At 58.9% G+C, this 26,006-nt stretch carries 17 protein-coding genes and 6 pseudogenes; 14 read left to right on the top strand and 9 right to left on the bottom strand.

Features of this window, described 5'->3' with window-relative positions; translation table 11 throughout:
• Positions 1-7 precede the first annotated feature (7 nt).
• The 4 genes from CK226_RS27080 to CK226_RS27065 all read right to left on the bottom strand — a co-directional run bounded on the left by CK226_RS27080 (position 8) and on the right by CK226_RS27065 (position 6,403).
• Positions 8-1,486 carry an NAD-dependent succinate-semialdehyde dehydrogenase gene (locus CK226_RS27080; RefSeq protein WP_063169326.1) on the bottom strand — a complete coding sequence of 493 codons (1,479 nt, stop codon included), beginning with the start codon at positions 1,484-1,486 and terminating at the stop codon, positions 8-10.
• Positions 1,487-2,459: 973 nt separating this feature from the next.
• Complete coding sequence (locus CK226_RS27075) at positions 2,460-3,638, bottom strand: Xaa-Pro peptidase family protein (RefSeq protein WP_063169327.1); 1,179 nt, start codon at positions 3,636-3,638, stop codon at positions 2,460-2,462.
• Positions 3,639-4,039: 401 nt separating this feature from the next.
• On the bottom strand, positions 4,040-5,188 hold the full coding sequence (locus CK226_RS27070) for a M20 family metallopeptidase (protein ID WP_063169328.1): 1,149 nt from the start codon (positions 5,186-5,188) through the stop codon (positions 4,040-4,042).
• A gap of 36 nt (positions 5,189-5,224) precedes the next feature.
• Positions 5,225-6,403, bottom strand: coding sequence for an aminotransferase class V-fold PLP-dependent enzyme (locus CK226_RS27065; protein WP_063169329.1), 1,179 nt, complete (start codon positions 6,401-6,403; stop codon positions 5,225-5,227).
• Between the two features lie 844 nt (positions 6,404-7,247).
• Here CK226_RS27065 and CK226_RS27060 point away from each other — a divergent pair.
• From CK226_RS27060 to CK226_RS27050, 3 genes are all read left to right on the top strand, one after another.
• The gene (locus CK226_RS27060) at positions 7,248-7,715 is read left to right on the top strand and encodes an Lrp/AsnC family transcriptional regulator (protein ID WP_063169330.1); all 468 of its coding nucleotides are present in this window, start codon (positions 7,248-7,250) and stop codon (positions 7,713-7,715) included.
• Positions 7,716-8,124: 409 nt separating this feature from the next.
• Positions 8,125-9,312 carry a M20 aminoacylase family protein gene (locus CK226_RS27055; RefSeq protein ID WP_063169331.1) on the top strand — a complete coding sequence of 396 codons (1,188 nt, stop codon included), beginning with the start codon at positions 8,125-8,127 and terminating at the stop codon, positions 9,310-9,312.
• A 79-nt stretch (positions 9,313-9,391) separates the two neighbouring features.
• Positions 9,392-10,825 (top strand): amidase, encoded by a 1,434-nt coding sequence (locus CK226_RS27050; protein WP_063169332.1) that lies wholly within the window; start codon positions 9,392-9,394, stop codon positions 10,823-10,825.
• Between the two features lie 808 nt (positions 10,826-11,633).
• On the opposite strand, the gene CK226_RS36050 is transcribed toward CK226_RS27050, so the two are convergent.
• On the bottom strand, positions 11,634-11,921 hold the full coding sequence (locus tag CK226_RS36050) for a hypothetical protein (protein ID WP_164754281.1): 288 nt from the start codon (positions 11,919-11,921) through the stop codon (positions 11,634-11,636).
• Between the two features lie 20 nt (positions 11,922-11,941).
• Between CK226_RS36050 and CK226_RS27040 the strand changes: the two genes are divergently transcribed.
• From CK226_RS27040 to CK226_RS27030, 3 genes and pseudogenes are all read left to right on the top strand, one after another.
• Positions 11,942-12,271: an ATP-binding protein gene (locus CK226_RS27040; protein WP_272482847.1), complete on the top strand. Its 330-nt coding sequence runs from the start codon at positions 11,942-11,944 to the stop codon at positions 12,269-12,271.
• A 771-nt stretch (positions 12,272-13,042) separates the two neighbouring features.
• Positions 13,043-14,050, top strand: a complete 1,008-nt coding sequence (locus CK226_RS27035; protein ID WP_063169333.1) for an ATP-grasp domain-containing protein — start codon at positions 13,043-13,045, stop codon at positions 14,048-14,050.
• Positions 14,051-14,238: 188 nt separating this feature from the next.
• Positions 14,239-14,519 (top strand): annotated as a pseudogene (locus CK226_RS27030) (integrase core domain-containing protein); the annotation flags it as partial.
• Positions 14,520-14,567: 48 nt separating this feature from the next.
• On the opposite strand, the gene CK226_RS35720 reads toward CK226_RS27030, so the two are convergent.
• Positions 14,568-14,807 carry an IS110 family transposase gene (locus CK226_RS35720; protein ID WP_063169335.1) on the bottom strand — a complete coding sequence of 80 codons (240 nt, stop codon included), beginning with the start codon at positions 14,805-14,807 and terminating at the stop codon, positions 14,568-14,570.
• A gap of 209 nt (positions 14,808-15,016) precedes the next feature.
• Here CK226_RS35720 and CK226_RS27020 point away from each other — a divergent pair.
• The 7 genes and pseudogenes from CK226_RS27020 to CK226_RS26990 form a co-directional block, all read left to right on the top strand.
• Positions 15,017-16,221: pseudogene (locus CK226_RS27020) on the top strand (IS110 family transposase).
• A gap of 419 nt (positions 16,222-16,640) precedes the next feature.
• Positions 16,641-17,021 carry a transposase gene (locus tag CK226_RS27015; protein WP_199489649.1) on the top strand — a complete coding sequence of 127 codons (381 nt, stop codon included), beginning with the start codon at positions 16,641-16,643 and terminating at the stop codon, positions 17,019-17,021.
• Positions 17,018-17,370, top strand: a pseudogene (gene tnpB / locus CK226_RS27010) (IS66 family insertion sequence element accessory protein TnpB). The gene CK226_RS27015 and the pseudogene tnpB overlap by 4 nt, the downstream one beginning before the upstream one ends.
• A 69-nt stretch (positions 17,371-17,439) precedes the next feature.
• A pseudogene (locus CK226_RS27005) lies at positions 17,440-18,757 on the top strand (IS66 family transposase); the annotation flags it as partial.
• 49 nt (positions 18,758-18,806) lie between these two features.
• Positions 18,807-19,109, top strand: a complete 303-nt coding sequence (locus CK226_RS35115) for a hypothetical protein (protein ID WP_063169337.1) — start codon at positions 18,807-18,809, stop codon at positions 19,107-19,109.
• The gene (locus CK226_RS26995) at positions 19,096-21,159 is read left to right on the top strand and encodes a recombinase family protein (protein WP_063169338.1); all 2,064 of its coding nucleotides are present in this window, start codon (positions 19,096-19,098) and stop codon (positions 21,157-21,159) included. The genes CK226_RS35115 and CK226_RS26995 overlap by 14 nt, the downstream gene beginning before the upstream one ends.
• A 28-nt stretch (positions 21,160-21,187) precedes the next feature.
• Positions 21,188-21,380: pseudogene (locus tag CK226_RS26990) on the top strand (transposase domain-containing protein); the annotation flags it as partial.
• A 44-nt stretch (positions 21,381-21,424) separates the two neighbouring features.
• Here CK226_RS26990 and CK226_RS35715 read toward each other — a convergent pair.
• Positions 21,425-21,762 (bottom strand): annotated as a pseudogene (locus tag CK226_RS35715) (IS110 family transposase); the annotation flags it as partial.
• A gap of 88 nt (positions 21,763-21,850) precedes the next feature.
• Complete coding sequence (locus CK226_RS26980) at positions 21,851-23,434, bottom strand: CocE/NonD family hydrolase (protein ID WP_210202260.1); 1,584 nt, start codon at positions 23,432-23,434, stop codon at positions 21,851-21,853.
• A 303-nt stretch (positions 23,435-23,737) separates the two neighbouring features.
• Between CK226_RS26980 and CK226_RS35110 the strand changes: the two genes are divergently transcribed.
• Positions 23,738-24,106 carry a hypothetical protein gene (locus tag CK226_RS35110; protein WP_127262114.1) on the top strand — a complete coding sequence of 123 codons (369 nt, stop codon included), beginning with the start codon at positions 23,738-23,740 and terminating at the stop codon, positions 24,104-24,106.
• 10 nt (positions 24,107-24,116) lie between these two features.
• Here CK226_RS35110 and CK226_RS26970 read toward each other — a convergent pair whose 3' ends face one another.
• Complete coding sequence (locus tag CK226_RS26970; protein WP_244514363.1) at positions 24,117-25,850, bottom strand: CocE/NonD family hydrolase; 1,734 nt, start codon at positions 25,848-25,850, stop codon at positions 24,117-24,119.
• Positions 25,851-26,006: the final 156 nt, after the last annotated feature.

Here is a 26,006-nt window from a genome sequence, read left to right as displayed (position 1 = left end):
CTTCCTTTCAGGCCGCGATGTTGCCGATGCAGAGGTATTTGGGTTCGAGATATTCGATAAGACCGTGCCTTGAGCCCTCGCGACCAAGGCCGGATTGTTTCCAGCCGCCGAACGGAATGCCCGGCCCCGTAAATTTTGGAGTATTCACGGCAACCATGCCATATTCGAGCCGGTCGGAGAGCCGCATGGCTCGGTTGAGATCTTGGGTATAGACGTAGGCCGCAAGTCCCATCTCGGAATTGTTGGCTCGCGCGACCACCTCCCGTTCGTCGTCGAAGGGCAGGATTGCAGCGACAGGTCCAAACGTTTCGTCCTTCGCAATCACCATGTCATCGGTCACATTAGCAAGCACGGCCGGCGTGACGAAGTTCCCGCCAAGCGAATTGTGCTGTGCGCCTGCTACCATTCGAGCCCCGGCTGCTAGAGCCTCAGAAACCTGGTGCCTGCATTTGTCAGCACCAGACGTCTTTGTCATCGGACCGATGTCGACACCTGGCTCCAATCCGTGCCCGACCTTTAGTTTACTGGTGGCCTCGGCAAATTTTTCCGTAAAATGCTCGTAAATCTCTCGCTGCACATAAATCCGGTTTGCCGCGAGACAGTCCTGACCGGATGTCGCGAACTTGGCTGCCATGCAACCGGCGACCGCAGCGTTGATCGGCGCATCGCCGAAAAGGATGAAAGGAGCATTGCCGCCAAGTTCGAGCGAGACTTTCTTCACTGTCTTCGCGGATTGCTCGAGAAGGATTCTGCCGACCTCGGTGGAGCCCGTAAAAGAGAACGCACGCACGTGGGTATGCAACAACAGCCGTTTGGCAAGTGGCGGAGCTTCGCCCGTGATCACCTGAAACACGCCGGGCGGAATGCCAGCATCCCCGGCAAGGCGGGCAAGCGCGAGGGCCGACAGTGGCGTTTCGGGTGCCGGCTTTACAATCATTGTGCAGCCAGCGGCCAGTGCAGCTCCAGCCTTTCTGGTGATCATTGCCGCTGGGAAGTTCCATGGCGTAATGGCGACAGTCACCCCGATCGGCTGCAAATGCACGGCCAGCCTGCTTGCGGGGAGATGGCTGGGAATCGTTTCGCCGTAAGCCCGCTCCCCTTCCCCTGCAAACCAATCTAAAAAGCCGGCAGCGTATGAAACTTCGCCGCGGGCTTCAGCAATCGGTTTTCCTTGCTCGGCCGTTATGATGACAGCCAGGTCTTCGGCGCTCTCCCGCATGCCTGCCGCCCATTTCCGCAGATATGCACCACGCTGTAACGGAAGCATGTCGCGCCACTTGAGGAACGCTGCTCTTGCGCAATGGACCGCGTCGTCAACGTCGGCGTCTGCGCAAGCCGCAACTTGAGCGATCTCGTCACCGCTGGCAGGATCAAACACGGCAAGAGTATCTGATTTGGAGAGCCAGGCGCCGTTCAGATACGCATCACCACGCAAAAGGTCTGGCCGTTTGAGCCTGCGTAATGCCGTGATTGACGTACCCCTCATCTAAGACTCCAATGGTATGCTGATGCCTTTAGGTTATTGCTGCCACAGCGCCGATCGGCAGCGCAGTTGATGCCCCTTTAGCTGCATTCCTGCAAACAGCAGCCAATTCGCGTAGAATTGGACACGGCTCACAACTTCACTTGCCAGGAGGCTTAGCGACCGCGAGCGAAGGTCGCGCTGGTCGCCGGCGGCGCGGAAAGTAGTTGGTTCCAGCGCCGATCTCCCGATCCCGAGTTCCCGATCTGGCCTCGTGGCATTAAGTTCTCGACCGACACCGATCAGGCGCACTGACGCAGGCGCAACCGCCTCGAATCTTAGACGGAACTCGCCGCAAGGCTACTTTCGTCCGGCACTGTGCAGGGTGACCGCGACCGCTTCAGACACGATGGCATCGCGGACGACTTCATTCGGAAGGAGGTCTTGGGGTCCCGAAATTGAGGTCCCCGCGATAACCCAGACATTCACTTGGTGAAGTGGTGAAGTCGCACGAAACAGCAGAAAAGGATGAAGCGAGCCCCGGGCAAAAGGCGAGCTTCGCTGCCGAGCCATCTATCGGGAACAACGTGTGCTGATGTCGCGACGTGTTGCACGGACGGGGCGGACCATACTCGCGTTCCCACCGGCGCGCAGGGTTGGCAAGAGCCCGCTTCAGGCGCGCGTAAACTCGTCCTCAATGCTCCTCAAAAGCTAAGTCCTCTTGCGTCATCCGCGCATTTGTAGAATGGGGCAACGTTCACGCCGCGCTCGCGTCACAGGTGGCTCATTTCGGCCTACGGATCTTAATCTCCGCTGATGCAGAGAACTCATGTGCTAGGCGAGATTCTCCTGTCCCAGAGGTTGGGCATGCCGCACCTCTCAGACAGCGCCGTCCTTAAGCTAGATCCGTTCATCCGCTCGCCGCAGAAACAAATTTCAACCGGCTTCGAACGGACCCAGTGAGATCGCAAAACGATTTGGGTCACATCCAAATCACCTAGTCCACGACGATCAAGCGGCGATCAACATCTGCCAATCGCTCACCGCCCCTTTCGGTTACAATAAATGATTCAGAGATGGCGGCGCCGAACCCTTCGAGCCTAACCCCCGACTGAAAATGGAAGCACATTCCTGGTTGTAGGATGGTCTTGTCGCCCGCGCGAATACTAACCGTGCGTTCGCCCCATTCCGGCGGGAAGTTGAGTCCGATTGAATAGCCGGAGCGGCCTATCTTGATATACCCGTTCCGCTTGAGGATATCTTGCCACACCGCATTAAGCTCCTCAACGACGGTACCAGGCTTTGCCATCTCGAGCACAGCATCCCCGCCTTCCACTATAACCTCAGCAAGACGCGAGACCTCTGCGGGTGGCTTTCCGATGTGGACGGTGCGGCACAGCGGCGCACAGTAGCGGCGTCGGGTGGCGCCGAACTCCATGAGAACCAGGCCAGAGGTCGGCAAGGGCTCCTCGGTCCAACTGAGGTGCGGAGCGTTCGTTTGTTCGCTAGTCTGGATAAGAGGAGGACCGCTAGAGTCGCCATATTTACCGTCCACCCCTCGTGTCTGGGCCCGGTACACCTCCGCGACGACCTCATGTTGCGGCACTCCAGGCCTTAGGTTAGCGATTGCCGTCTGCATCGTATGCGTTGCAAGGTGGCCCGCTTCTCTCATGTAGACTAGTTCAAGGTCAGATTTTATAAGCCGTGCCCAATTGACTAATTCGCGGCTATCAGAGAATTTTGCATTCGGAAGGCCTTTGACGAGATGTTGATGTGCTCGGGCAGTATAGAAGTGGGCGTTAAGCTCGACACCGATTCGATCAGATCCCCAGCCGCGCGAATTGATAAGCTCGCAAAGATCGTCAAATGGATGTAATTCTGGATGTTGAAGTCTATGATCGGAAAATGAGCTTATATTTTCTCTAGGCAGATCCGTCGTTATATAAGCGGAATTTACATCGACGAAACGTCCGAACCAGAGGGGCATGTCCGACTGGAGATGCACTAAGACCACCTGAGGCACGTAGAACGAATAGCCGTCAAAGCCGGTAAGCCAATACATATTCGCGGGATCCTGGCAGATCAGCAAGTCCAGCCCCGCTCGCTCCATCCGCTGCTTCACGTCATGAACACGACGCCGAAACTCCTCGGGCGGAAATGGCTTCTCATATTTCATCTCGTCGAGTCCTTCAAAACAGGCATTCCTCGAACGGATCAGGCATTCGTCCTGTCCGCATACTTTCTCTTCGTATCACGTCACAAGAGGCTGTTTTCCCCGAGGATTTCTTCTTGTCGCGGAAAATCTGCATTTCCTAGGCACTTGCCGTACGTTATCCGCATATGAGCGCCAAATTTTCGGTGGCTCTGCGTCTCCGGTGGAAGATCATGCCCTCCCTATGGTGAAGACGCACTCTGCCTGTCGCAACAGAATTTCAAGCACGGGCGGCAAGATCTACGTGGGAAGCGCCGACGAGACCAGCGAAGATCGGGACGTTGCGGCCGCCACGCTCATGCAGCATCCGGGGCGTCCGCGGCCCAATGGACGGGGTTTGAGCACCCCCATCAGGCCGGCCACTCCTAATATGTGAGCATGATTCTCTGGTACAAATCAGCAGCCTTGGTCAGTTGATCGATTTCAACGAACTCGTTGTTCGTATGGGCTTGGGCAGTACGCCCGGGTCCGATAATCACACACGGGATCCCAGCCAATGACAGCTGATTTGCATCCGAGCCGCCGGTGGCTCCCTTCTGCTCTCCGGTCCCCGCGACGTGGGCACAAGCCGCTCCTGCGACTGCTGCAATTTTGCTCGACCCGGAACTGATTGGAGGCGGGTCTTCCAATGCGGGAAGCAATGACCGAACATTGATCTTGTCTTCGCCCTGGCGAAGGCCTTCCAGTATGCTTTCTACCTCCGCCAACGCGTCCTGCGGCCGCTCCCCGGGTATGAGACGCCGATCGACCCAGATACGGCATACCGGCGGTACAGTGGTAAGTTCCAAACCTCCTTCGATGAGGCTCACGGTCAGCTGTGATGACCCTACCAATGGGTGCTGCGCCCGAGACACAAGGGATCGATGGTGCTCATCAAGTGCCAATACCACCTTGGCCATGCCCGTGATCGCGTTCACTCCGAGATGAGGCTTCGACGTATGAGCCGGTACACCCTGAACCTCGATTTGCCAGCGGACAGAACCCATGTGAGCTACAACGAGCTCTAATTCGGTGGGTTCACCGACTACCGCACCCTCATAAGCGACACCGGAATCGGCTATAGCGCGGGCGCCAAGTTTGCGGTACTCTTCGTCAATGCTGGCTGCCACAACAACCGTGGCCCGGGGCTGCCGTTCACCAAGTGAGCTAAGCGCAATCAACATAGCTGCAAGTGAGCCTTTTGTGTCGCAGCTACCTCGCCCATATATTCGCCCGTCCCGTTGCTCACCCGAGAATGGATCTGATTCCCACCTATCGATAGGAACGGTATCCATATGAGCAATGAATAGAATACGCCTATCGGGTTCTTTCCCAGGTACCCAGGTCAGGAAATTCGAGCGACCATCGGCCACCTCCTGTATCCCGTAAGCCAGCTTCCGCTCCTTGCAAAAACCCTCGAGGAACTTGGCTACACCTTGCTCTCCACTACCTTTTGGCGACAGCGATGGATTGATGCTCTCGATCTTTATAAGATCTTGGAGAAGTCCGATAGTCTCGGCGCTCTGGGTCGACATGTACTCTCCTGTGTGCATGAACTAGCCGTGTCGCTCTTACTTCGACCAGCTCTTGGCCAGATTGATTACGCGATCGACTTCATCGGCGGTGTTGTAAAGATGCAGGGAAAACCGGAGCATGCCTCTGCGTATTGAGACGATTACCCCGTTCTTCGTGAAATGCTCGTGAAGCGACCGAATGCGGGCGTCGACTGGGCGCCCTTCAACAAGATCGCTGGAATCGCCAACGGCTACGATACTTCCAGTGTGAGCGCCTGGTGGCCCGCCGCAGACCGGAAGCCCGATATCTAAGAGACCAGTGGCCATACGTTTTGCGAGTGAGGTAACGCTCTGGTCGATCGCCTCGGTTCCGATATCAAGTAGCTGGCCCATTGATGCATATGCAGCCAACATGCCAGGGAAGTTGTAATGCCCGATATCAAAGCGGGGCGCGCCAGAGCGCAACTTTACAAAACTAGGTACCGGAGCTGATTCTGGCGCGTTTCCGAAATCTACGCTGAAGCGCGCAAGATAGGCCGGGCTCAGCCGATCGGCCCATTCTTTACGGCAATATAAAAAACCCGATCCATAAAGACCCATCAAACCCTTCACAGTGGACACTGCTACACCGTCTACGCCAAGTCGATTGACGTCGGTGTGGAGTATCCCAACAGATTGCGTCGCGTCCGCCAAAAGAAATGCACCGTAGTGCCTACAGGCTTCGGATATCTGCTCCATGACGGTCCGAAACCCCGGAACCATCGTCACCGTCGCCAAGGCAACAACGCGGGTATGAGAATCAATCGCCTTTACGAATGCATCAGGGGGAATTGAGCCGTTATCCGGCTCTACGACTCGCAACTCGACATTGTAGCGGTCTCTGATCTGAATCCATGGCAAGATATTATTTGCGTGTTCCAATTTTGGGCATAGAACGACGTTGTCTCCATCTCTCCAATCGATCGCATTAGCGATGATGTTGATGCCTTCCGATGCATTCTTGGTAATTGCAATTTCATCGTGATCTGAATTGATAAATTGTGCGAACCTAGCGCGAGTACGCTCGACGTGTTCGAGCATTCTTTCTTCGTCGTTTAGGCCATGCAGCCGATTGTTCAAATGAGGCTCGATTGAAGCCAATGTTGTGCTTGATATGAGGCCCTGGTTCGCGACATCCATGTAGATGGCGTTTGCTGTGGCTGGAAACTCCTTTCGGAGGATGTCCAAGGGAAGCATATGGCTTTCTCTCCTGGGAGTGCGGACGGCGGTTGAGCTACCTTGTTCAGGCGATCGTTCCGGCAAGGGTAAGAATGCCGCCAGACTGGTCTGCGCTGACCTGCCCATTTTACACGGTGCTCGTGCCGACTTTGGTCTAACATTCGGTCTCCCACGCCGCATTCCTGCGCCAAACCGCGATTCACGCAGAGATCGCGAGCCATTCTCGCGGATCACTGAAGCGTCTCGACGGAATGCAGCTGCAACAACTGCCTCACGAGAGATCAATTTGGGTAATTCTCAGACCGCGGATAGGGCTTCTTACCAGTGCTTGGAGCGACGTTAGCCTGACTGAGCCGACGACCTTCTCCTCCAGCCCCACACCCATGCGGATCATAGTTCACTCGCGGCCGACGCGCGAGGGCCGTAAGGCATCCGAAAGCCGGGGCCGGTTCATAGCCTGACTCTCATGGTCTCCGATTTATGCTGCAACGCCGACACCCTTGGTGATGTCGCTCCCTAACACGCTTGCCTCGAACTGATGCGAGCGTGCTGCAACTCATGTTTTCTGCGCCTGAGCAACGAGATCGGTAGGATCTTTTCGACCGGGGATCGCCCCCACCCGATCGAATCTGCCGTTCTTGCGCTGGCCCGCAACTGCTCACCAGCAACGCCCATCGATTCAGCGGCACCCCTCAGATAGTTATACTATGCCGGTATTGTGCGCAGATGGCGAAAGAAACGCCGATTTTCTGCGACTTGGACCGACTTTAGCGCCGAGAGGGCGTTTGGCACTTGCTACATTTTGGACGTACGGACTGGCGGCCTTGGCATTGGCCGATATCATCATGAGCAGAGATTGTGAATGGATCTGGATCGAATTGACCGGAAGATTCTCAACGTCGTGCAGCGCAACAATCGCCTTACGACAGAGGAATTGGGCGAACTTGCCGGACTATCGGCTACCGCTTGTCAGCGGAGATTAAAGCGACTTCGAGACGCTGGCGTCATCGAAGCGGACGTTGCCATAGTTTCACCGGAAGCCGTCGGTCGGCCCCTGCTCCTGCTGGTATCCATCACTCTCGAGCGCGATCGCGCCGATATCATCGATCGTTTCAAGCAGGCAATTCGGCGGACGCCTGAGATCATGAACGCTTACTACGTTACGGGTGAAGCGGATTTTATTATTACGGTCTCTGCTCAGGACATGGCCGAGTACGAGGCGTTTACCCGTCGTTTTTTTTACGAACATCTTGAAGTAAAGGGGTTCAAGACAATCGTTGTAATGGATCGGATCAAGGCGTCGTTTGCTCTGCCAATTGCTGAAGAGTAGCCTTCAAAAGAGCCCGCCCAGGCAACCACCACGCGCCTTCCGCGGGTCGCAGTTGTCCCGCACTTCTGAATGTCGGCTGTCCTATTTTGAATGGTCCCGCATATATACCAGGGCACCTCCTCTCAGCCTGCAGGTGTTATGCGCCAATGACCAAAAAACGATGATATTCTGCGGGACCAAGGCGCCCTTCGCGCAACCAAGCTCTTTGGCACTTGCTACATTCTGGGCGGAGCGGAATTCAGGATTGTCGGTCCCCGGCTAATTGGAGCGGCTTCAGTCGGCGGAATAGCTGGGGTGCCTACGTCGCACAGAGGATGCTGTGCTCCCGGCAGCGCGGAAACGGGTCTCCCGGCTCTCGCAAGGACAAAGCGTGAAATTCGCCTGCAACCGGCAAGAAAGGAAAGTCCCCGTGGCAATTCTCAATAGCGTCGCAGAGTTTCTCCCCGAGATAGTGGCTTGGCGCCGGGACATCCATGCACATCCCGAACTGGGCTTCGACATCCCCCGTACTTCGGCATTTGTCGCCGAGCGCCTGCGCGAATTCGGCTGCGACGCCGTCGCGACCGGCATCGGCAAAACCGGCGTCGTTGGCGTCATCAAGGGCAACGGCGTCGTGAGCGACGGTAACCCAAAGGTTATCGGATTGCGCGCTGACATGGATGCGCTGCCGATCAACGAAGCGACCGATCTGCCCTATGCGTCCAAGAACAAGGGCTTGATGCATGCGTGTGGGCATGACGGCCACACCGCGATGCTGTTGGGTGCCGCGCGCTATCTTGCCGATACTCGGAATTTCGCTGGAACGGCGGTCATGATCTTCCAACCTGCCGAGGAGATCGGTACCGGCGCCGTTGCCATGCTAGATGACGGTTTGATGGAGCGGTTCGGCATCGAGCACATCTACGGAATGCACAATCGTCCGGGCTTGCCGGTAGGTGTCTTCGGAATCCGGCAAGGTCCAGTGATGGCGGCAACTGATAGCATAGAAATTAGCATTGAAGGGCGAGGGGGGCACCCTGGAAGGCCTCATGAATGCATCGATCCGATTCTGGTCGGCGCTCAGCTTGTGACGGCCCTGCAGCATATCCTGGCTCAGAACATTGACCCTGTCGACTCGGCAGGAATTTCGTTCCACCAGTTCCAGTCCGGGCAGAGACTAGTCCCCGTCGTTCCGCAAACAGCGGAGTTGGTGGGCACCATGCGGACGCTAAAGCCGGAGGTGCGCAAGTTCGTGAAGGAGCGGGTGGGCGAAGTGGTCGCCGGCATCGCCCAGATAACCGGCGCGAAGATAGATATTAAATTTCAGAGCTTCGACGCAATTCTCTTCAATGAGGTCCAGCAGACCGACCTTGCGAGAAGCGCGGCCAAGGGCGTGGCCGGTGAAAACAATGTGCTCGAGACGCCACCGGTAATGGGGGGGGAAGATTTCTCCTTCCTGGCGCAGGCGCGGCCGGGTGCTTTCGTCTGGTGCGGGAACGGTGACAGCGCCGGCCTGCATCACCCTGCCTACAATTTCAACGACGAGGCGATTCCTTATGGAACATCGTACTGGATCAAGCTCGTAGAGAACACGTTGGGATCCCGTCCGACGTCTTGATGATCGGTCTGACAAGGGCCGCAGAACGAATGAATAACTGCCGTCTTATGCCAGGCTTGAATGTAGCGGACCTCGTAAAATGAAAACTCGTTCATCCGTGCCAACATCTCTTGAGGGTCTGTCGGCGTGCGAATGCCTGGAACTCTACCGAAGGCGGCAGCTCTCGCCTGTTGAAGTCGTCGATGACTGTCTCAGCCGCATCGACGCCAACAACCCGGCGCTGAACGCATTTTGCCTCGTCGACCACGAAGGGGCCAGGTCTGCTGCCCGGGCCTCGGAGGGTCGATGGATGAAGGGGGAACCAGCCGGAGTACTAGATGGCATTCCGGCCACCATCAAAGACCTCACCTTGACACGAGGCTGGCCGACAAGACGTGGCTCATTGTCCGGCAGCACCGAGGGACCCTGGACTGAAGACGCCCCTGTTCCAGCCCGTATCCGTGAGACCGGTGGCGTTATCCTGGGCAAGACAACCACTCCAGAATTTGGCTGGAAAGGGGTAACAGACAGCCCGGTCTACGGGATCACCCGCAATCCCTGGAATCCTGACCTGACACCAGGCGGGTCGTCGGGAGGGGCGGCAGTTGCGGCTGCGCTCAACCTTGGCTTTCTTCATCAGGGTAGCGACGGCGGGGGATCAATCCGGATACCGGCGAGCTTCACGGGGACCTTCGGCTTCAAGCCAACCTTCGGCATCGTTCCGCAATGGCCAGCTAGCGCCATGACAACGCTGTCTCATTTGGGGCCGGTGACCCGCACCGTTGCGGATGCGATCCTGATGATGAATGTGATTGCACGAAAGGACGCTCGCGATGGCTATGCGGGTCCGGCGTACCTAGGTCTCGACCCCGATCCAGCAAAGACCACCATCAGGGGCCTGCGGATCGGCTACAGTCGGAACCTCGGCTATGTCAAGGTGGCGCGAGATATCCAAAACGTTACCGATAATGCGATCGACCAGCTTCGAGCTCTTGGGGCCGAGGTGGCCGAAGTCAATCCGGGATTTGCGGATCCGGTGGAGGTGTTTTCTACATTCTGGTTCGCTGGCGCCGCCCGTATTGTGTCACGAATGAACAAACAGCAAAGACAATTACTAGATCCTGGCTTTCTGGAAGGTGCCGAACGCGGGCTGAAGATCACCCTTACCGAATTTCAGGAAGCTGAGGCGATGCGGTTCGAGCTCTCCGCTCTGATGGCGAAGTTCCACGAAAATTACGATCTCTTGGTCACACCGACGATGCCTATCGCGCCGTTCCCCGTCGGGCGAAATGTGCCGGATGATAGTTACAAGGGGTGGGTGGACTGGACGCCCTTCACCTACCCTTTCAACTTGACCCAGCAACCAGCAGCATCGATTCCATCGGGCCTGGATGATCAAGGGCTGCCCGTCGGGCTACAACTGGTCGGCGCGCGCTATTCCGACACCTCCGTCCTAGCCGCGGCATATACGATCGAAAGTCGCCTGGGGCTTCCTTCTTTCGCGAGGAGCAGATTCCACGCTGCCACCCCTTAAAACTTGAGACTGCCGCGCTCAAGCACCTGACGGCCTCCAAGCGGTCAAGCCACGGACGCGAATGTCATTCGATAAAGGGGCGCGGCGTCATAGATGGGCAGTCCTGTCCTACGACGGATTGCTGACGTCACCATCGGGGACAATGTACATTCAAATAGGAGTGCGTCAATCTTGGGATGTGCGGCGCGAAGTCGCGACACAGACTGCAACCCGGGGACTCCATTTCGGTAACACTAGCCGGCCGCGTATTACCTTCGATGCCGCCGATGGCTACTCTTGCCCCTGCGGATGAATCCATGCCCAGCAGCTCTTCGCCGCAGTGTCTTGAGTCTGCGGCCAGACGGCGAGCTTTGCGCCGGCCGGAAGCTGCCGGAGGAGCGTGGGCGCCAGTAGCAGGCTCGACATGGCCACGGGAAGTTTGACAGACGTGGCCAGTGCAGCCTGGCACCAGATACTGAAGCCGCAGTCCCTGGTTATCGCGACGGCTCCGCGCTCAACCAACCGCCTGGCAGCTGCAATGTAGGCCGGCTCGAGAGAGGCATCGCCAGGACTGACCCTCTCCGCCAAAGCCCCGGCCGCGGTCTCTATTATAATTGGGAAGTCGAAGTTGCCGGGTTGAAGACCGACCCCGATGCGGTGGCGGAAATTCACCAGGGCGCAAGTCCGATCTCCAGCCTGTGATTTTTGCAACACTGGCCATCCAATGAGGATCCAACTGCCGTCTGATCGTGACAATTCAGCTGCGTCAAATGCCTTTGCCGCCAAGATGGCGCGTATCGTCAGGTTGTGCTGACCAAGCTGGGACGCTCTACGAGCGCAGGAATCCTGCATTCGCCTGACGCTTCCGGCTCGGTTGCAAGGCTCGGGAATAGTAATGACGAAACAGTGGATCAGCACGCCGTAAGCCCAGTGCAAAAAATGCGGGCTTCGTGCCGAACCTTTTTTTGGAACGGCGGGCGCGGATCTCATCATTGAGATTACCGGAAAGCCTGTCCGGACTTTTCCGAAGCCGCACTGTTATCCTGTTCGAGAGCGACGCATCGATGGTTCCTTTCCCCGCCTCATCGACAAGCTCACCCGTGTCCACTTGGCTCATCCACGACGACTTCGGCAACCATGCTCTCTCCGATCAGCAGCGCTTCCACCTCTTCGAAAATCGTCGAGGAGCGCTATCAGAGAAAATCCACCCTGATCACCGCCCAGGTCCCCGTGGCAAGCTGGCACGACCTTATTAACGACAGCACGGTCGCCGACGCTATACACGACCGCTCGTGCACAATGCACACCGCATCGCCCTTCAGGGCGAGAGCATCCGAAGAAAAAAGCCTCGGCCCTCTTGACCGACTCCGAGAACACCGAAATCAATCAGCCCTACAGCAACCAGGCTGCCGAGGACCAACCTCGACGAACTGTCGGACTTTTGTGAAAACGCTGTCCGGGAATTAGCGGAATCGCTGTCCAGCTTTTGAAGCGCGCAATAACACTATGGCCGTCATCGAAATGAGCAAGGCGAAGTGCTGATTGCCGCGTTTGTTCCGGGATTAAGCGCCAGCCTCTCAAGAAGATTTATGCCGACTCGCCATCATTGTTGAAACTGCTGCAGCGCTCGCACGTTGAAGCCGGCCAGGCCGGGCATACGATTATGCGGATCGCCTTCGCCCAACTTCAATTCTGGACGCCAGGGCTCGATGTAAGGGACCGGCGAGCGTCAAAAGACTGCGGATGGGTCGCCGCTCGTCCCCTGGGATACGATCTCTGTCGGATTTTGTCGCGCCTGCGACATAGTGGTTGTGCGGGCCAGTTTAGTACCTGATATGACCGTAAGTTTGATATCAAACTCAAAGCACTGGCCGACGTGCATTTTGCGAGGTTGGCACGGTTTTTGAAGCGATCATTTCGCGTCGGAGCGCTCTCATCCGCCGGTTATCATCTGTTTTGGCATAAACCCTGCATAAGGCTTTATTGATGGTACCGCAACCCAACTCGCCGTCTTTCGAGCTACTTGGGCAAAAAGAGCACCGCCAGCGGAAAGGGTCGGGAACCGGAGAGGGAACCGGGTGGTGGACCTATGTTTGTGGAGGGGGTTGTGAAAAGGGTCAGCCATGGTGCTTCGAGCCTCTTGTACTCGTGCAGGTCGTCAATGTTGATATAGCGGTTGGCCTCCATCCAGTTTTCATTGGTTTCGTGACAGCAGACAAACGTCAAAGGAGATAGCTCATGCGAGTAGCCATCGTAACGAACAGTGATTTCAACGGTGTGATTAACCGGTTCGGTCAGCCTTGTCCGCAGCCGCCGCAGCCTTGGCCGCATAGCGGCACGTTGGAAGATGTGGTGGCGGCACTTCAAGAGGGCGGCCACGAGACGGTAGTGTGTGAAGGCGATAAAGGACTGCTCGCCAGTCTCGAGCGGTTCATGCCACCTGATCCGCAAGGTCGCCCCTCGGGAATGGTCTTCAACTTGGCGGAGGGAATTCAGGGCGAAAAGCGTTACACTCATGTTCCTGCCATGCTTGAGATGGCCGGTGTTCCATACACTGGATGTAGCCCCTTCGGGATTGGGCTGACGGGAGACAAAGTCATTACCAAAATGCTCATCCGCGATCAGGGCGTGCCGACTCCGAACTTTCGCGTGATGCGTCGCGGCACCGAGAACACCGGCGACCTGAGATTCCCAGTGGTAGTGAAGCCGCGGGAGGAGGACTGCAGCTTCGGATTGCAGATCATACATGAACACTCTAAGTTGCGGCAGGCCGTCGAAGTGATCGTCACGCAGCATGCTCAGGATGCGCTAGTGGAGGAATACATCGAGGGGCGGGAAATCTGCGTTGCGTTGCTCGGAAACGGGGAGCCCGAAGTTTTGCCTCTAGTGGAGCAGGACTTCGGTGACCGCGAAACGCGTGTTATGAATTGGGATGCGAAGTACGTGGCGGCCGCAGCGGTGCCCAAGATTTGCCCGGCGAAAATCGAGAGCGGGCTTGAGACGATGTTACGGGATATTTCGGTTGCGACCTTCCGTGCCTGCCACTGCCGGGACTATGCCCGCGTCGATTTCCGGATCGATCGCTCAGGCCAACCGTTTGTCCTAGAGATGAACTCGGTGCCGGCCCTTGGTATACACTCCAGTTATGGCACAGCTGCAACGGCCGGCGGACACAGCTTCGTAAGCTTGATCAATCGCATCCTCAATGTCGCCCACACCCGCTATTTCGGAATCGGCGTCTCATAGTGGATTGATCGGATCAAAAGAGTCCGATTTCGGGATTCCGTTTTGCGGTTTGGCGTGCGAGTTAGATGCATGCGCAATAGCATCCCCCTTCACCGTTTTGGCCAGCGACCGTCAGCGCCTGCAAGCGCTCGTCGCGGCGCCAGGAAGCCCGCAAGCACGTTCGGGGGCCGCATCGTCGCGCTGTGCTTCGAACCACGAAGCCAAAGCATACTTGGACCACCGGCTAGGTCGAGCGAATGAACCGCACCATCAAGGACGCGACGGGCAAGCGTTTCCACTACGACGATCATGACCAACTGCGTCGGCATCTTGCCGACTTTGTTGCGGCCTACAAATTTCGGCCGCAGGCTGAAGGCCCTCAAAGGTCTCACCCTACGAGTTCATCTGCAAGGCATGGGCTTCCCAGCCCGAGCGCTTCACTCTCAATCCGCTCCACCAAATGCCTGGACTTGTCTATTCGGCGTGTTGAAGTCAATCCCATTCAAGCTTCCTAGGCTGACCTGCCGACGCGATTATCCTAGCCTGATTGATGTAACCGCGGCGTCAAACCGAGATACGGCCCCACGTCCTTCGAATTCCTGAAGGGGGCAGGAATATCGACCGTGGCGTTGAAACCCAGTGCAACGATAGGGCCGACGCCCAGCACGGTCATCAACCGCCTGCAAACCGTGTCACCCCTCACGATCGACAACAGTCTTTCGTGTAGCACCGTGAACTGCTCGCAAAGTTTCCGACGGGCGGTGAGCAACGTCTCCATGATGTCTCGAGTTCCGGAATGTCACCGGAAGGGTCCCGGATGCGATCCGCGAATTTGCCGGCCGTCGACAATGCCAACTTTGAGACCGAAGTTACGAAACAGGCCACGGATGTCGTTCTCGATGGCGATGGCCTTTTCCTGAAGCGACTTGAGGGCCGTCAGCAGCGCCCGGCGATTCTGGGTCGTCAGCGTCTTGACAGTAAGACCGTATGTCCGCCTCTGCCGATGAGGTGGCTCGCCCTACACTGCGCGTCCGAGGGTTGCTCGGACGGGCCGAGCCGATCCTCACCACAGGAGGACGAGCCGTGGCGGATTATAGAGAAGCATTTGTCGGAATCGATGTTGCGAAGCTTAAGAACGCTATTGCGATTGCGGAGGCAGGCCGGGAAGGAGAGGTTCGGTTCTTCGGTGAGGTCGACGCGTCGGCGACCAGCATGCGGCGGGTCATAGGCCGGATCGCCAGCCGCTTTGATTACGTGCATTTCTGCTATGAGGCTGGGCCGACCGGGTACGGCCTTTATCGCCTGATCCGGTCGCTCGGGCACGAGTGCACCGTGGTTGCACCATCATTGATACCAAGGAAGCCCGGCGATCGGGTGAAGACGAACCGTCGAGACGCCATTTCCCTTGCCCGACTATTGCGCGCCGGCGAGCTGACCGCGGTGTGGGTTCCCGATGAAGGGCACGAGTCCATACGGGATCTTGTTCGCGCGCGGGCGGGCGCGGTCGAGACGCTGCGGGTCCATCGCCAGCAGGTGAGCGCATTCATGCTCAAGCACGGCCGTAGCTATCCGCGAAAGAAGAGCTGGACGATGCGCTATCTACGCTGGCTTCAGGAACAAGGTTCGATCATCCCGCGCATCAGATCGCACTCCAGGAGATGGTCGAGGCGGTGCGCGTCTCGAAAGAGCGGGTCGAGCGGCTGGAGCGTGTGATCGAAGAGTTCGTCCCGGCCTGGTCGCTGGCACCGATCGTGTGGGCGCTTCAGACATTGCGTGGGGTAGACCTAATTGTCGCCGTGACGTTCGTCACCGAAGTCGGCGACGCCAGCCGGTTCGAAAGCCCACGCCAGCTCATGGGATATCTCGGTCGGGTCCCCGGCGAGCGCTCAACCGGGGAGACAGTCCGGCGCGGCGGCATCACAAAGGCAGGCAACGGTCGGGTTCGCCACATGTTGGTCGAGAGCGCCTGGACCTATCGACATCCGCCCAAGGTCGGGAAGGCGAAGCTATACCGGTTGGAGCAGGCGTCACCGAAGGTGCGTGAGATCGCCTGGAAGGCGCAGTCCCGCCTGACAGCCCGCTACCGCATGCTGAGCGCTCGGGGCAAACGGACAACGGTCGTCTGCACCGCGATCGCCCGTGAACTGGTCGGCTTTATGTGGGCAGTCGCAAGGGAGGCGCGCGTCACCTGATCGCTCGCCGCGATGGCGCACATATCGCGCATGGGCGGAGGCGGGACCACGGCAGGGGAATGCCCGTCAGACGCTTTGTGGCCGGCAAATCGACCGACGCCCGCAGTAAGATAGGAACAGCCCCGGACGCACAATCGGGAATGCGGTAGCCAACCCGCGCATCAGAGCTTGATCACCGACGTCCTTCAGTTCCGCCTCCCCACCCATGCGCGATCATCAGAATGAGCAGCCGTTCCTCGGATCGGGCGACCTCATGCGTTCCAAACCTTGACAGCGGACATCAGAGCGGTGTTTCCGGACCACCTTTCGGGAGTGGTCGCGATCTGTGAGGTTGCCGATCCTGTATTGGGATCGGAGATCGGCTTGTGTCTGGACTTGACCTTACGCTTGACCCGGAGCGGCAGCTTCGGCGTTTCGAGGTGATCAACGGTGCCGGCGGTCGGCGTCACTGGTCGGTGGATGACAAGGCGCGGATCATCGCAGAGACGCTGGAGCCGAATGCGATCATTTCCGAGGTCGCCCGCCGTTATGGTCTCAGGCCGCAGCAGGTCTTCGCCTGGCGCCGCGAAGCGCGCAAACAGGCCGCTTCGGTGCAGCAAGATTCTCCTGCCTTTGTGCCGGCGGTTGTGGCGGCGGCGGAACCTGCAGCCAGCCGTTCACCGAAGCAGCGGAAACGGCAAGCCACCCGAGATGCCGGCATGATCGAGCTTGAGATCGACGGCATCGCGATGCGCGTCGGCCGGGGCGCCGATACCAAGACGGTGGCCGCAGTGATCCGCGCGCTGAAGGCGACGTCGTGATCGGGCCGACGGGTGCGGTCAAGGTCATGGTGGCGACGAAGCCCGTCGACTTCCGCAAGGGTGCGGAGGGATTGGCGGCGCTGGTGCGAGAGACAATGGGGGCCGATCCGTTCAGCGGGGCCGTCTACGTCTTCCGGGCGAAGCGGACTGACCGGATCAAGCTGATCTTCTGGGATGGCACCGGGGTTTGCCTGCTAAGCGTTTGGAGGATGGGGAGTTCCGCTGGCCGAAAGTGCATGACGGCATGATGCGGCTGACGGCCGCGCAGCTCTCGGCGCTACTCGAAGGTCTCGACTGGCGGCGAGTCCATGAGGCGCGCCGGACCCGCGTGCCAGCCCAGGCGGGCTGACCCGCGACGAAGTGAATCAGCCTAGATTCCGCTGTCGCGGGCTGTCGGCGAATATGGTCTGATCCGTTCATGGCGATGACGGCTGACCAGCTTCCCGACGATCCGGACGCGCTGAAGGCGATGGTCCTGGCGCACGACGTCGAGAATGCCCGTCTGATTCAGATCATCAAGGAATTGCAGCGTCACCGCTTCGGCCGGCGTGCCGAGACGCTCCCCGAGGATCAATTGCTGCTGGGGCTCGAAGAGGCGGAGCAGATCGAGGCCGCCGGTGAGGAAGAGAAGGAGCAATCTGCTCCCGCCGAGCGGCAAGCAAAGGCCACGAGGCGCCGGGCCAACCGGGGCGCGCTGCCACCCCATCTGCCGCGCGTGGAGATGGTCGTCGACATCGAGGACCATGCCTGCCCATGCTGCCGCAATGGCTTGCATCGGATCGGCGAGGACGTGAGCGAGCGGCTCGACATCGTTCCGGCGCAGCTGCGTGTAATCGTCGTGCGCCGGCCCAAATATGCCTGCCGCGCCTGCGAGGACGTCGTGGTTCAGGCTTCCGGCGCCGGCCCGGCTGATCGAGGGTGGTCTTCCGACCGAGGCAACGGTCGCCCAGGTGCTGGTCTCAAAATATGCCGATCACCTTCCGCTCTATCGTCAGGCGCAAATCTACGCCCGGCAGGGTATCAATCTCGATCGCTCTACGCTCGCCGACTGGGTCGGCCGCGCCGCCTGGCACCTGCGTCCGGTGCATGAGCGGCTGCTTGGCAAGCTGAAGTCCTCGGCAAAACTCTTCGCCGACGAGACGACCGCGCCGGTGCTCGATCCCGGCCGCGGCAAGACTAAGACAGGTCAACTCTGGGCCTATGCCCGCGATGACCGACGATGGGAGGGGAGCGACCCGCCGGGCGTCGCCTATGTCTATGCGCCGGACCGAAAGGCCGAGCGTCCGATCGCTCATCTCGCAGGCTTCACCGGAATCTTGCAGGTCGACGGCTATGGCGGCTATCGCGTGCTGGCCGACAAAAGCGGCGTCACGCTCGCCTTCTGCTGGGCGCATGTCCGTCGGCGCTTTTATGAACTGGCAGCAGCCGGTCCCGCGCCGATCGCCAGTGACGCGCTGAGACGGATCGCCGAACTCTACAAGATCGAGGATGACATCCGTGGCCGATCGGCCAACGAGCGCCGCGCGATGCGTCAGGACAAAAGCCGCGCCATCGTCGCCGATCTCGAACCCTGGCTGCGTGAGAAGCTCGGCCTGATCAGTCAGAAGACCAAGCTCGCAGAGGCAATCCGCTACACGCTCTCACGCTGGGAAGGCCTCTCGCACTTCCTTGACGACGGCCGCATCGAGATCGACAGCAACACCGTCGAACGCTCGATCCGTCCGATCGCAATCTCGGGGTCATTCTGCCCATGTTGGGCAGGAGGTCGAAGTCCCGTGCGCAGCAATGGATCTGGGCTCCCCGCGCGCGTCGCTTGCTGCACTGCTTGAACTGAACAAGCTCTTGATCCAGCGCCGTTTCCGGCGAGGCTCTCCGGATGGTTTCATCATCGGGGAGACTCAAAATGAGAACCTTGCCGCCACCGACACGATCTCTCGTGATCGTTCGCCAGCTCAGCATGCGCTCGACTCGCACAAGCTAGTCGGGCTGAGCGCAGCGCAACGAACGATCGTGATCGCCCGGCTCGCCAATGTGCTGATGGCCGCCGCCGGTATCGTGACGGAGGAGAGCCGCGATGACGAGCCGTAATCTGATTCCGGCCACCATCCTCAAGCGCAAGGCCGTTGTCTATGTACGTCAGTCCACGCAGGCGCAAGTGCAGCTCAATCTTGAGAGCCAGCGTCGGCAATATGAGCTGGTCGACGTCGCGCGGCGCTGGGGATTCCGCAAGGTTGAGGTGATCGACGAGGACTTGGGACGCACCGCAAGTGGAGCTGTGGAACGTCCCGGTTTCGAACGCCTGGTCGACGATCTGTGCACCGGTCATGTGGGCGCTGTGCTTTGCCTGGAGGCGTCCCGCCTGTCTCGCAACGGACCGGACTGGCATCGGCTGCTCGAGTTGTGCGGCGAAGTCGATGCACGGGTGATCGATCTGGACGGAGTCTACGATCCGGGACTGCCGAACGATCGCCTGCTGCTCGGCATGAAGGGGAGCATAAGCGAGTTCGAACTCGGGGTGCTGCGTGCTCGCATGTACGAAGCTGACCGCGCCAAGGCACAGCGCGGCGAACTGCGCATCTCTGTGCCCTTCGGCTACGTCTGGCACCGGGATTACGGTCTCGGGTTCGATCCCGATATACGCCTGCAGGAGACCATTCGCCTGATATTCGCGCGTTTCCGCGAACTCGGCAGTGCCCGCCAGGTCCTGATCTCGATGATCGACGATGGCGTGCATTTCCCCAGACCCTCCGACGGCAAGAAGATGGTGTCCTTCGCCTGGGTTCCGGTCCGCTACCGCAACGTGATCTCCGTCCTGAAGAACCCGTTCTACGCCGGCGCTTATGTCTATGGTAAGAGCGAGAAGCGCACCGAGATCGTGGATGGCCGCGTCCGCAAGAGCTATGGTCATTACAAGCCGGCCAGCGATTGGGCGGTGGTGCTCAAGGAGCATCACGAAGGCTATATCGGATGGAGCGAGTACGAACGGAACCAGGAACTTCTCGCCGCCAACGCCTATGGCAAAGCCGGCGGCGTCAAGTCGGGCCGCGGCGGTCGCGCGTTGCTCCCGGGTCTTCTCTCCTGTGGTCGATGCGGGCGAAGACTGGTTGTCACGTATGCCGGACGTGGCCAAGGTTACCCGGTCTATCGTTGCGAGAACACCATGATGGCGCAGGCGCGATGCATGTCGTTCAACGGCTTTCGCACCGATGCGGCGGTGGCCCGCGAAGCCTTGGAGGCGGTTGCGCCGATGGCGATCGAGGCGGCGTTGGAGGCTGAACAGATGCAGCTGGAGAGCGAAGCCAGGCGGCGGCAGATGATCGAGATGGACCTGCAGCAGGCACGCTATGAGGCATCGCTCGCCGAGCGCCGCTACGCCGCCTGCGACCCGGAGAACCGGCTTATAGCGGCCCAGCTCGAGAGGAACTGGGAAGCTAGGCTCAGGCGCGTGGAGACCTGCGAGGCCCGGCTCAGTGAAGTCCAGCGTATGGAGCCTGTCGACGCGATCCCTGACTTCACCGGCCTCGCCCAGGATCTCGAAGCCGCCTGGAATGCGCCGGGTGTCGATATGCGGTTCCGTCAGCAACTGCTGCGCGCGCTCATCAAGGACATTGTGGCGGACGTCGATGACGACGCGCGCGATGTGATCCTGACCATCCATTGGCATGGGGGCCAGCATTCCCAGGTAAGGGTTCGCAAGTCCAAATCCGGAGAGCATGGCCAGAGTACGCCTGAGGAGGCTCTGGCGGTCATGCGATCCATGGCAACGCGATGGTCGGATGCCGAAATCGCCGCCACACTCAACCGCATGGGCATGAAGACGGGTCAGGGAAAGACCTGGACGGCGCGACGCGTCCAATCCCTGCGCACGGTGCACAAGATCAGCGGCTATCGGTCTTCCGACAAGAACGGCGAGTGGCTTACCATGTCGGACGCGGCCGCGAAGCTTGGCGTGTCGCACGTCAAAATCCGCCGGTTCGTCAGGGACGGCATATTACCAGCCGAGCAGGTCATGCGCGGCGCGCCCTACCAGATCCGCGCCAGCGACCTTGAAGATGAACGGATCAAGGCCGATTTGGCGCGCAAATCTCCGCGTATCATCAACGACGATAATCAGAAATCGCTGTTTCCCGCCATTTGAAGAGGGGGTGCATAATGAATCAGTCTTCGCGCTCAACCGCAAGAACGCGCTCTTCGCAGGCTCTGACGGCGGCGCCGAACACTGGGCAGTCATCGCCTCGCTGATCGAAACCTGCAAGCTCAATGGTGTCGAACCGCTCGGCTTATCTCGCCGATGTCCTCACCAGGATCGTCAACGGCCACCCCAACAGCCAGATCGACGATCTCCTGCCTTGGGTCTACATCAACAAGCTCGAGCTCAAGGCCGTGGCCCGAGAATACCGCTTACTCTTGACATGCACGGGCCGGAACAGGTTAACCCGCATATCTGCGCGATGCCGCGAGCATGGTTGCGGTCGGTCTTGTTGACCTGTGCCTTGAGAACGCCTTGGAATGACGGGGCTCGATACAGGTCACGTAGTCCGGCTGCCGCCAGACCAACCATTGGGATAAGGGGCCGGCTTCAAGCCTGATCCGGGCGAGATTCCATGCGGGGTTCTTCAATGCGTCAGCAAGATCGTCCGGATGACTAGCAACCTTCATCTCTCGGCAAATTCGGCGCCCTTCTCACGATGCAAACGGTGGTCTCTTTCACGGAGACGTCCAGTCCGGCATAATTTTTCATGCTGCGCTTCCTTTCCTGATGCTTGTGGCTGTTCACACAGACCACGTTTTGTCATCATCTCGAAGCGCAGCACTTCAAAACAACCCGTTCAAGGCGGGGGGCAAAGCCGAATACCACAATCTAAACACCTAGCGATGCTGTTCAAATTCGCCTTGCCGGCATGGGACCCCATCGCTGTCATCACAGGAAGCAGTACGTGGGAGGGGAACTGCTCGCAGTGATGAATCGTGTTCCGAGCCACTACCCATTCAGTTTCGTCCCAGTTGTTACCTCCCGTATTCAGGTTGCGGTCGAACCGCGGGAAGGCCGAACTAGTGATTTCCAGGCGAATTTGATGGCCGGCCGGAAACCAATTACTTGTGGCGTCGAGATCAATCTCGATTTTGCATATAACGCTCGGTTCCATGAAAACAGCCCGATCAAAGCCCTCGCGATAGCGGACGCGCAGTATCCCGTCCACCACGTCAATCGCACGGCCATCGGGATGTACGTCCAACAGTCTGGCCACGAAGTCCGTGTCCGGGGCCGAAGAAGAGACGAAGAGGACCGCCCGGACAAATCCGGTAACCTCCATGCCCTCTGTGAGGGGCGGTGAAGTGAAGCAGAGGACGTCTGGACGAAGCTGGACGTCCTGGTAATCGCGGGGTCCTATAGTAGTTCCACTTGACTTCCCGCCGTCCATCCCCAAGAACGGCGCCGGATCCCCAGGGTCGTAGGTAAACGTGTCAGCCGGCTCGTCGGCACTCGGAGGCTCTACATCAAGAGTCCCGTCGCCTAGACGGGTCGCGGCATTCCCGCCGCTGCGGAGGAACCAGTGCTGCAGTTCCACACCAAGAGGGGGCCATTCTGACGCGGCACGCCACTCGTTGCGACCCATCACGTAGTACTGGACGCGGGGCATTCCCTCGATCCGGTCGGGCTTGTCGTTCAGCCAGCAGTCGAACCAGTCCAGGTAGATCTGCCAGCAATCCAGGCGCGCGTCGCCCAGCTCGCGCTCGCCGATAACCGTCGGGGCTTTGAGACTCTCGGTGCCACAATGCGTGGCTGGCGACAGAATGATATGTTGGTGATCGCGTGCCGCCGGGCTCAATCCGCGAGCACTAAAAACGCGCTGCTGGTGAAGCGCGTCGGCAGCCCCCACGTCGTACCACGAGTTCACGAACAGGGCTGGGACGTCGATGGTCGAGTCCTCGCTAAGCACCCCATTCCGCTCCCCCCAGGGATCGCCTGGGTCACGCGAGACCCAGTCCTCCCAGTCAGTCGGCGGTCCCCCAAGGCTCTTAAGCATGTTGACGAGCGGCAGCGACGCGAAAGCCCGCTGATACTCCTCATCGCTTTTCGGTTGCACTCGGGACCGGTCCTTCGCTGCGGTTTGGTGGAACCAGGGGACAAACGCGGCAACCTCCACCGCACCGCCGAGACGGAGATCCCCGTTGCGATATCGCCCTCCGGCAGAGCCGTTCGCGCCGCCCGATCCCTGCGCAATTGCGCATCGGTGGGCTGGATGGCACAACTGCGCCAGCAAAACCTGCGCGATACCAAGCGCCGAGCACCCATATGTGCCCACGCGTCCATTCGACCATGGCTGCTGCGAAATCCAGGACAGCGTGTCATAACCGTCGTCCCTTTCATTCTCCATGAGGGTATACGCCGCCGGAATCGAAGACTCCACGAAGCTCCTGCACAAGTACGGCGAAGCCTTGTCCAGCAAACATTCTTGCCACTTTGTGGCGAGGCTCAACCGGACAGCGATAGGGCGTCTTACCGTATTGAGTTCGGATAAGGATTGACCCGAGTTCCCCAGTGTAACCAATAGGCCGATACAGGTCCGTGGCGAGCTCAACGCCGTCCCGCATTGGAACGCGCAAGCCGGTCTGCAAAACCACTTCGTATCGCGGCGTTGGCGGTTTAATCGGGCCTAGTTCATTACACACTTCAGAGTGCCTCCCAGACATTGAGACTGATTCAAGATGGAGTGGCCAATTTCGACGGGTCTCAGCATTCTATCTGCATGGTGGTGTGTTCGTCGCATTCACAGTACAACGATGAACTCTGTGCCGTTGCTAAGTTGTTTGAAAAGAAACTCAACCGTGCTTCTCTAGCAGGTCCGGCACTCAATGATGGCGCGTTGCCACCCCAATTTCCCTATTGCTTAAATCAATGTGACAGCGCGCCTACGCCGCTGTGCAAAACATCAATTGTGAGTCTCACCGCCATTATGTGCCGATCCATGGACCCCCATTCCATGCTGATTGACGCGGGCCGATGGGGCAAGCTGCTTGATGTGAGAAGCGACGGGCTCCCCGACCGATCGCAGCTTGTTATCACCGTTTGTTTGAAATAGTGGAGGTAGGCTAGCCAGGCGGCAAGCTGTTCAAATTCGCCTTGCCGGCATGGGACCCCATCGCTGTCATCACAGGAAGCAGTACGTGGGAGGGGAACTGCTCGCAGTGATGAATCGTGTTCCGAGCCACTACCCATTCAGTTTCGTCCCAGTTGTTACCTCCCGTATTCAGGTTGCGGTCGAACCGCGGGAAGGCCGAACTAGTGATTTCCAGGCGAATTTGATGGCCGGCCGGAAACCAATTACTTGTGGCGTCGAGATCAATCTCGATTTTGCATATAACGCTCGGTTCCATGAAAACAGCCCGATCAAAGCCCTCGCGATAGCGGACGCGCAGTATCCCGTCCACCACGTCAATCGCACGGCCATCGGGATGTACGTCCAACAGTCTGGCCACGAAGTCCGTGTCCGGGGCCGAAGAAGAGACGAAGAGGACCGCCCGGACAAATCCGGTAACCTCCATGCCCTCTGTGAGGGGCGGTGAAGTGAAGCAGAGGACGTCTGGACGAAGCTGGACGTCCTGGTAATCGCGGGGTCCTATAGTAGTTCCACTTGACTTCCCGCCGTCCATCCCCAAGAACGGCGCCGGATCCCCAGGGTCGTAGGTAAACGTGTCAGCCGGCTCGTCGGCACTCGGAGGCTCTACATCAAGAGTCCCGTCGCCTAGACGGGTCGCGGCATTCCCGCCGCTGCGGAGGAACCAGTGCTGCAGTTCCACACCAAGAGGGGGCCATTCTGACGCGGCACGCCACTCGTTGCGACCCATCACGTAGTACTGGACGCGGGGCATTCCCTCGATCCGGTCGGGCTTGTCGTTCAGCCAGCAGTCGAACCAGTCCAGGTAGATCTGCCAGCAATCCAGGCGCGCGTCGCCCAGCTCGCGCTCGCCGATAACCGTCGGGGCTTTGAGACTCTCGGTGCCACAATGCGTGGCTGGCGACAGAATGATATGTTGGTGATCGCGTGCCGCCGGGCTCAATCCGCGAGCACTAAAAACGCGCTGCTGGTGAAGCGCGTCGGCAGCCCCCACGTCGTACCACGAGTTCACGAACAGGGCTGGGACGTCGATGGTCGAGTCCTCGCTAAGCATCCCATTCCGATCCCCCCAGGGATCGCCTGGGTCACGCGAGACCCAGTCCTCCCAGTCAGTCGGCGGTCCCCCAAGGCTCTTAAGCATGTTGACGAGCGGCAGCGACGCGAAAGCCCGCTGATACTCCTCATCGCTTTTCGGTTGCACTCGGGACCGGTCCTTCGCTGCGGTTTGGTGGAACCAGGGGACAAACGCGGCAACCTCCACCGCACCGCCGAGACGGAGATCCCCGTTGCGATATCGCCCTCCGGCAGAGCCGTTCGCGCCGCCCGATCCCTGCGCAATTGCGCATCGGTGGGCTGGATGGCACAACTGCGCCAGCAAAACCTGCGCGATACCAAGCGCCGAGCACCCATATGTGCCCACGCGTCCATTCGACCATGGCTGCTGCGAAATCCAGGACAGCGTGTCATAACCGTCGTCCCCTATATGTTCCCTAGCGTATACGCCGCCGGAATCGAAGACGCCACGACGCTCCTGCACAAGTACAGCGAACCCTTGTCCAGCAAACATTCTTGCCACTTTGTGGCGAGGCTCAACCGGACAGCGATAGGGCGTCTTACCGTATGGAGTTCGGATAAGGATTGACCCGAGTTCCCCAGTGTAACCAATAGGCCGATACAGGTCCGTGGCGAGCTCAACGCCGTCCCGCATTGGAACGCGCAAGCCGGTCTGCAAAACCACTTCGTATCGCGGCGTTGGCGGTTTAATCGGGCCTAGTTCATTACACACTTCAGAGTGCCTCCCAGACATTGAGACTGATTCAAGATGGAGTGGCCAATTTCGACGGGTCTCAGCATTCTATCTGCA

It is taken from the genome of Mesorhizobium sp. WSM4311 (genome assembly GCF_002295115.1).
In the GTDB taxonomy this organism is placed as follows: Bacteria; Pseudomonadota; Alphaproteobacteria; order Rhizobiales; family Rhizobiaceae; genus Mesorhizobium.
This window is presented reverse-complemented; position numbering and strand designations above follow the sequence as displayed.

Excerpts from the sequence above, each read along its gene's own strand:
- CK226_RS35115 (WP_063169337.1), top strand. The coding sequence starts at position 18,807 with ATGGATCTGGGCTCCCCGCGCGCGTCGCTTGCTGCACTGCTTGAACTG.
- CK226_RS27040 (WP_272482847.1), top strand. The coding sequence starts at position 11,942 with ATGCTCTCTCCGATCAGCAGCGCTTCCACCTCTTCGAAAATCGTCGAG.
- CK226_RS26995 (WP_063169338.1), top strand. The coding sequence starts at position 19,096 with ATGACGAGCCGTAATCTGATTCCGGCCACCATCCTCAAGCGCAAGGCC.
- CK226_RS35720 (WP_063169335.1), bottom strand. The coding sequence starts at position 14,807 with ATGGAGACGTTGCTCACCGCCCGTCGGAAACTTTGCGAGCAGTTCACG.
- CK226_RS27070 (WP_063169328.1), bottom strand. The coding sequence starts at position 5,188 with ATGTCGACCCAGAGCGCCGAGACTATCGGACTTCTCCAAGATCTTATA.
- CK226_RS27060 (WP_063169330.1), top strand. The coding sequence starts at position 7,248 with ATGGATCTGGATCGAATTGACCGGAAGATTCTCAACGTCGTGCAGCGC.
- CK226_RS27050 (WP_063169332.1), top strand. The coding sequence starts at position 9,392 with ATGAAAACTCGTTCATCCGTGCCAACATCTCTTGAGGGTCTGTCGGCG.
- CK226_RS27075 (WP_063169327.1), bottom strand. The coding sequence starts at position 3,638 with ATGAAATATGAGAAGCCATTTCCGCCCGAGGAGTTTCGGCGTCGTGTT.
- CK226_RS36050 (WP_164754281.1), bottom strand. The coding sequence starts at position 11,921 with ATGAGCCAAGTGGACACGGGTGAGCTTGTCGATGAGGCGGGGAAAGGA.
- CK226_RS27080 (WP_063169326.1), bottom strand. The coding sequence starts at position 1,486 with ATGAGGGGTACGTCAATCACGGCATTACGCAGGCTCAAACGGCCAGAC.
- CK226_RS26970 (WP_244514363.1), bottom strand. The coding sequence starts at position 25,850 with ATGCGGGACGGCGTTGAGCTCGCCACGGACCTGTATCGGCCTATTGGT.
- CK226_RS27065 (WP_063169329.1), bottom strand. The coding sequence starts at position 6,403 with ATGCTTCCCTTGGACATCCTCCGAAAGGAGTTTCCAGCCACAGCAAAC.
- CK226_RS27035 (WP_063169333.1), top strand. The coding sequence starts at position 13,043 with ATGCGAGTAGCCATCGTAACGAACAGTGATTTCAACGGTGTGATTAAC.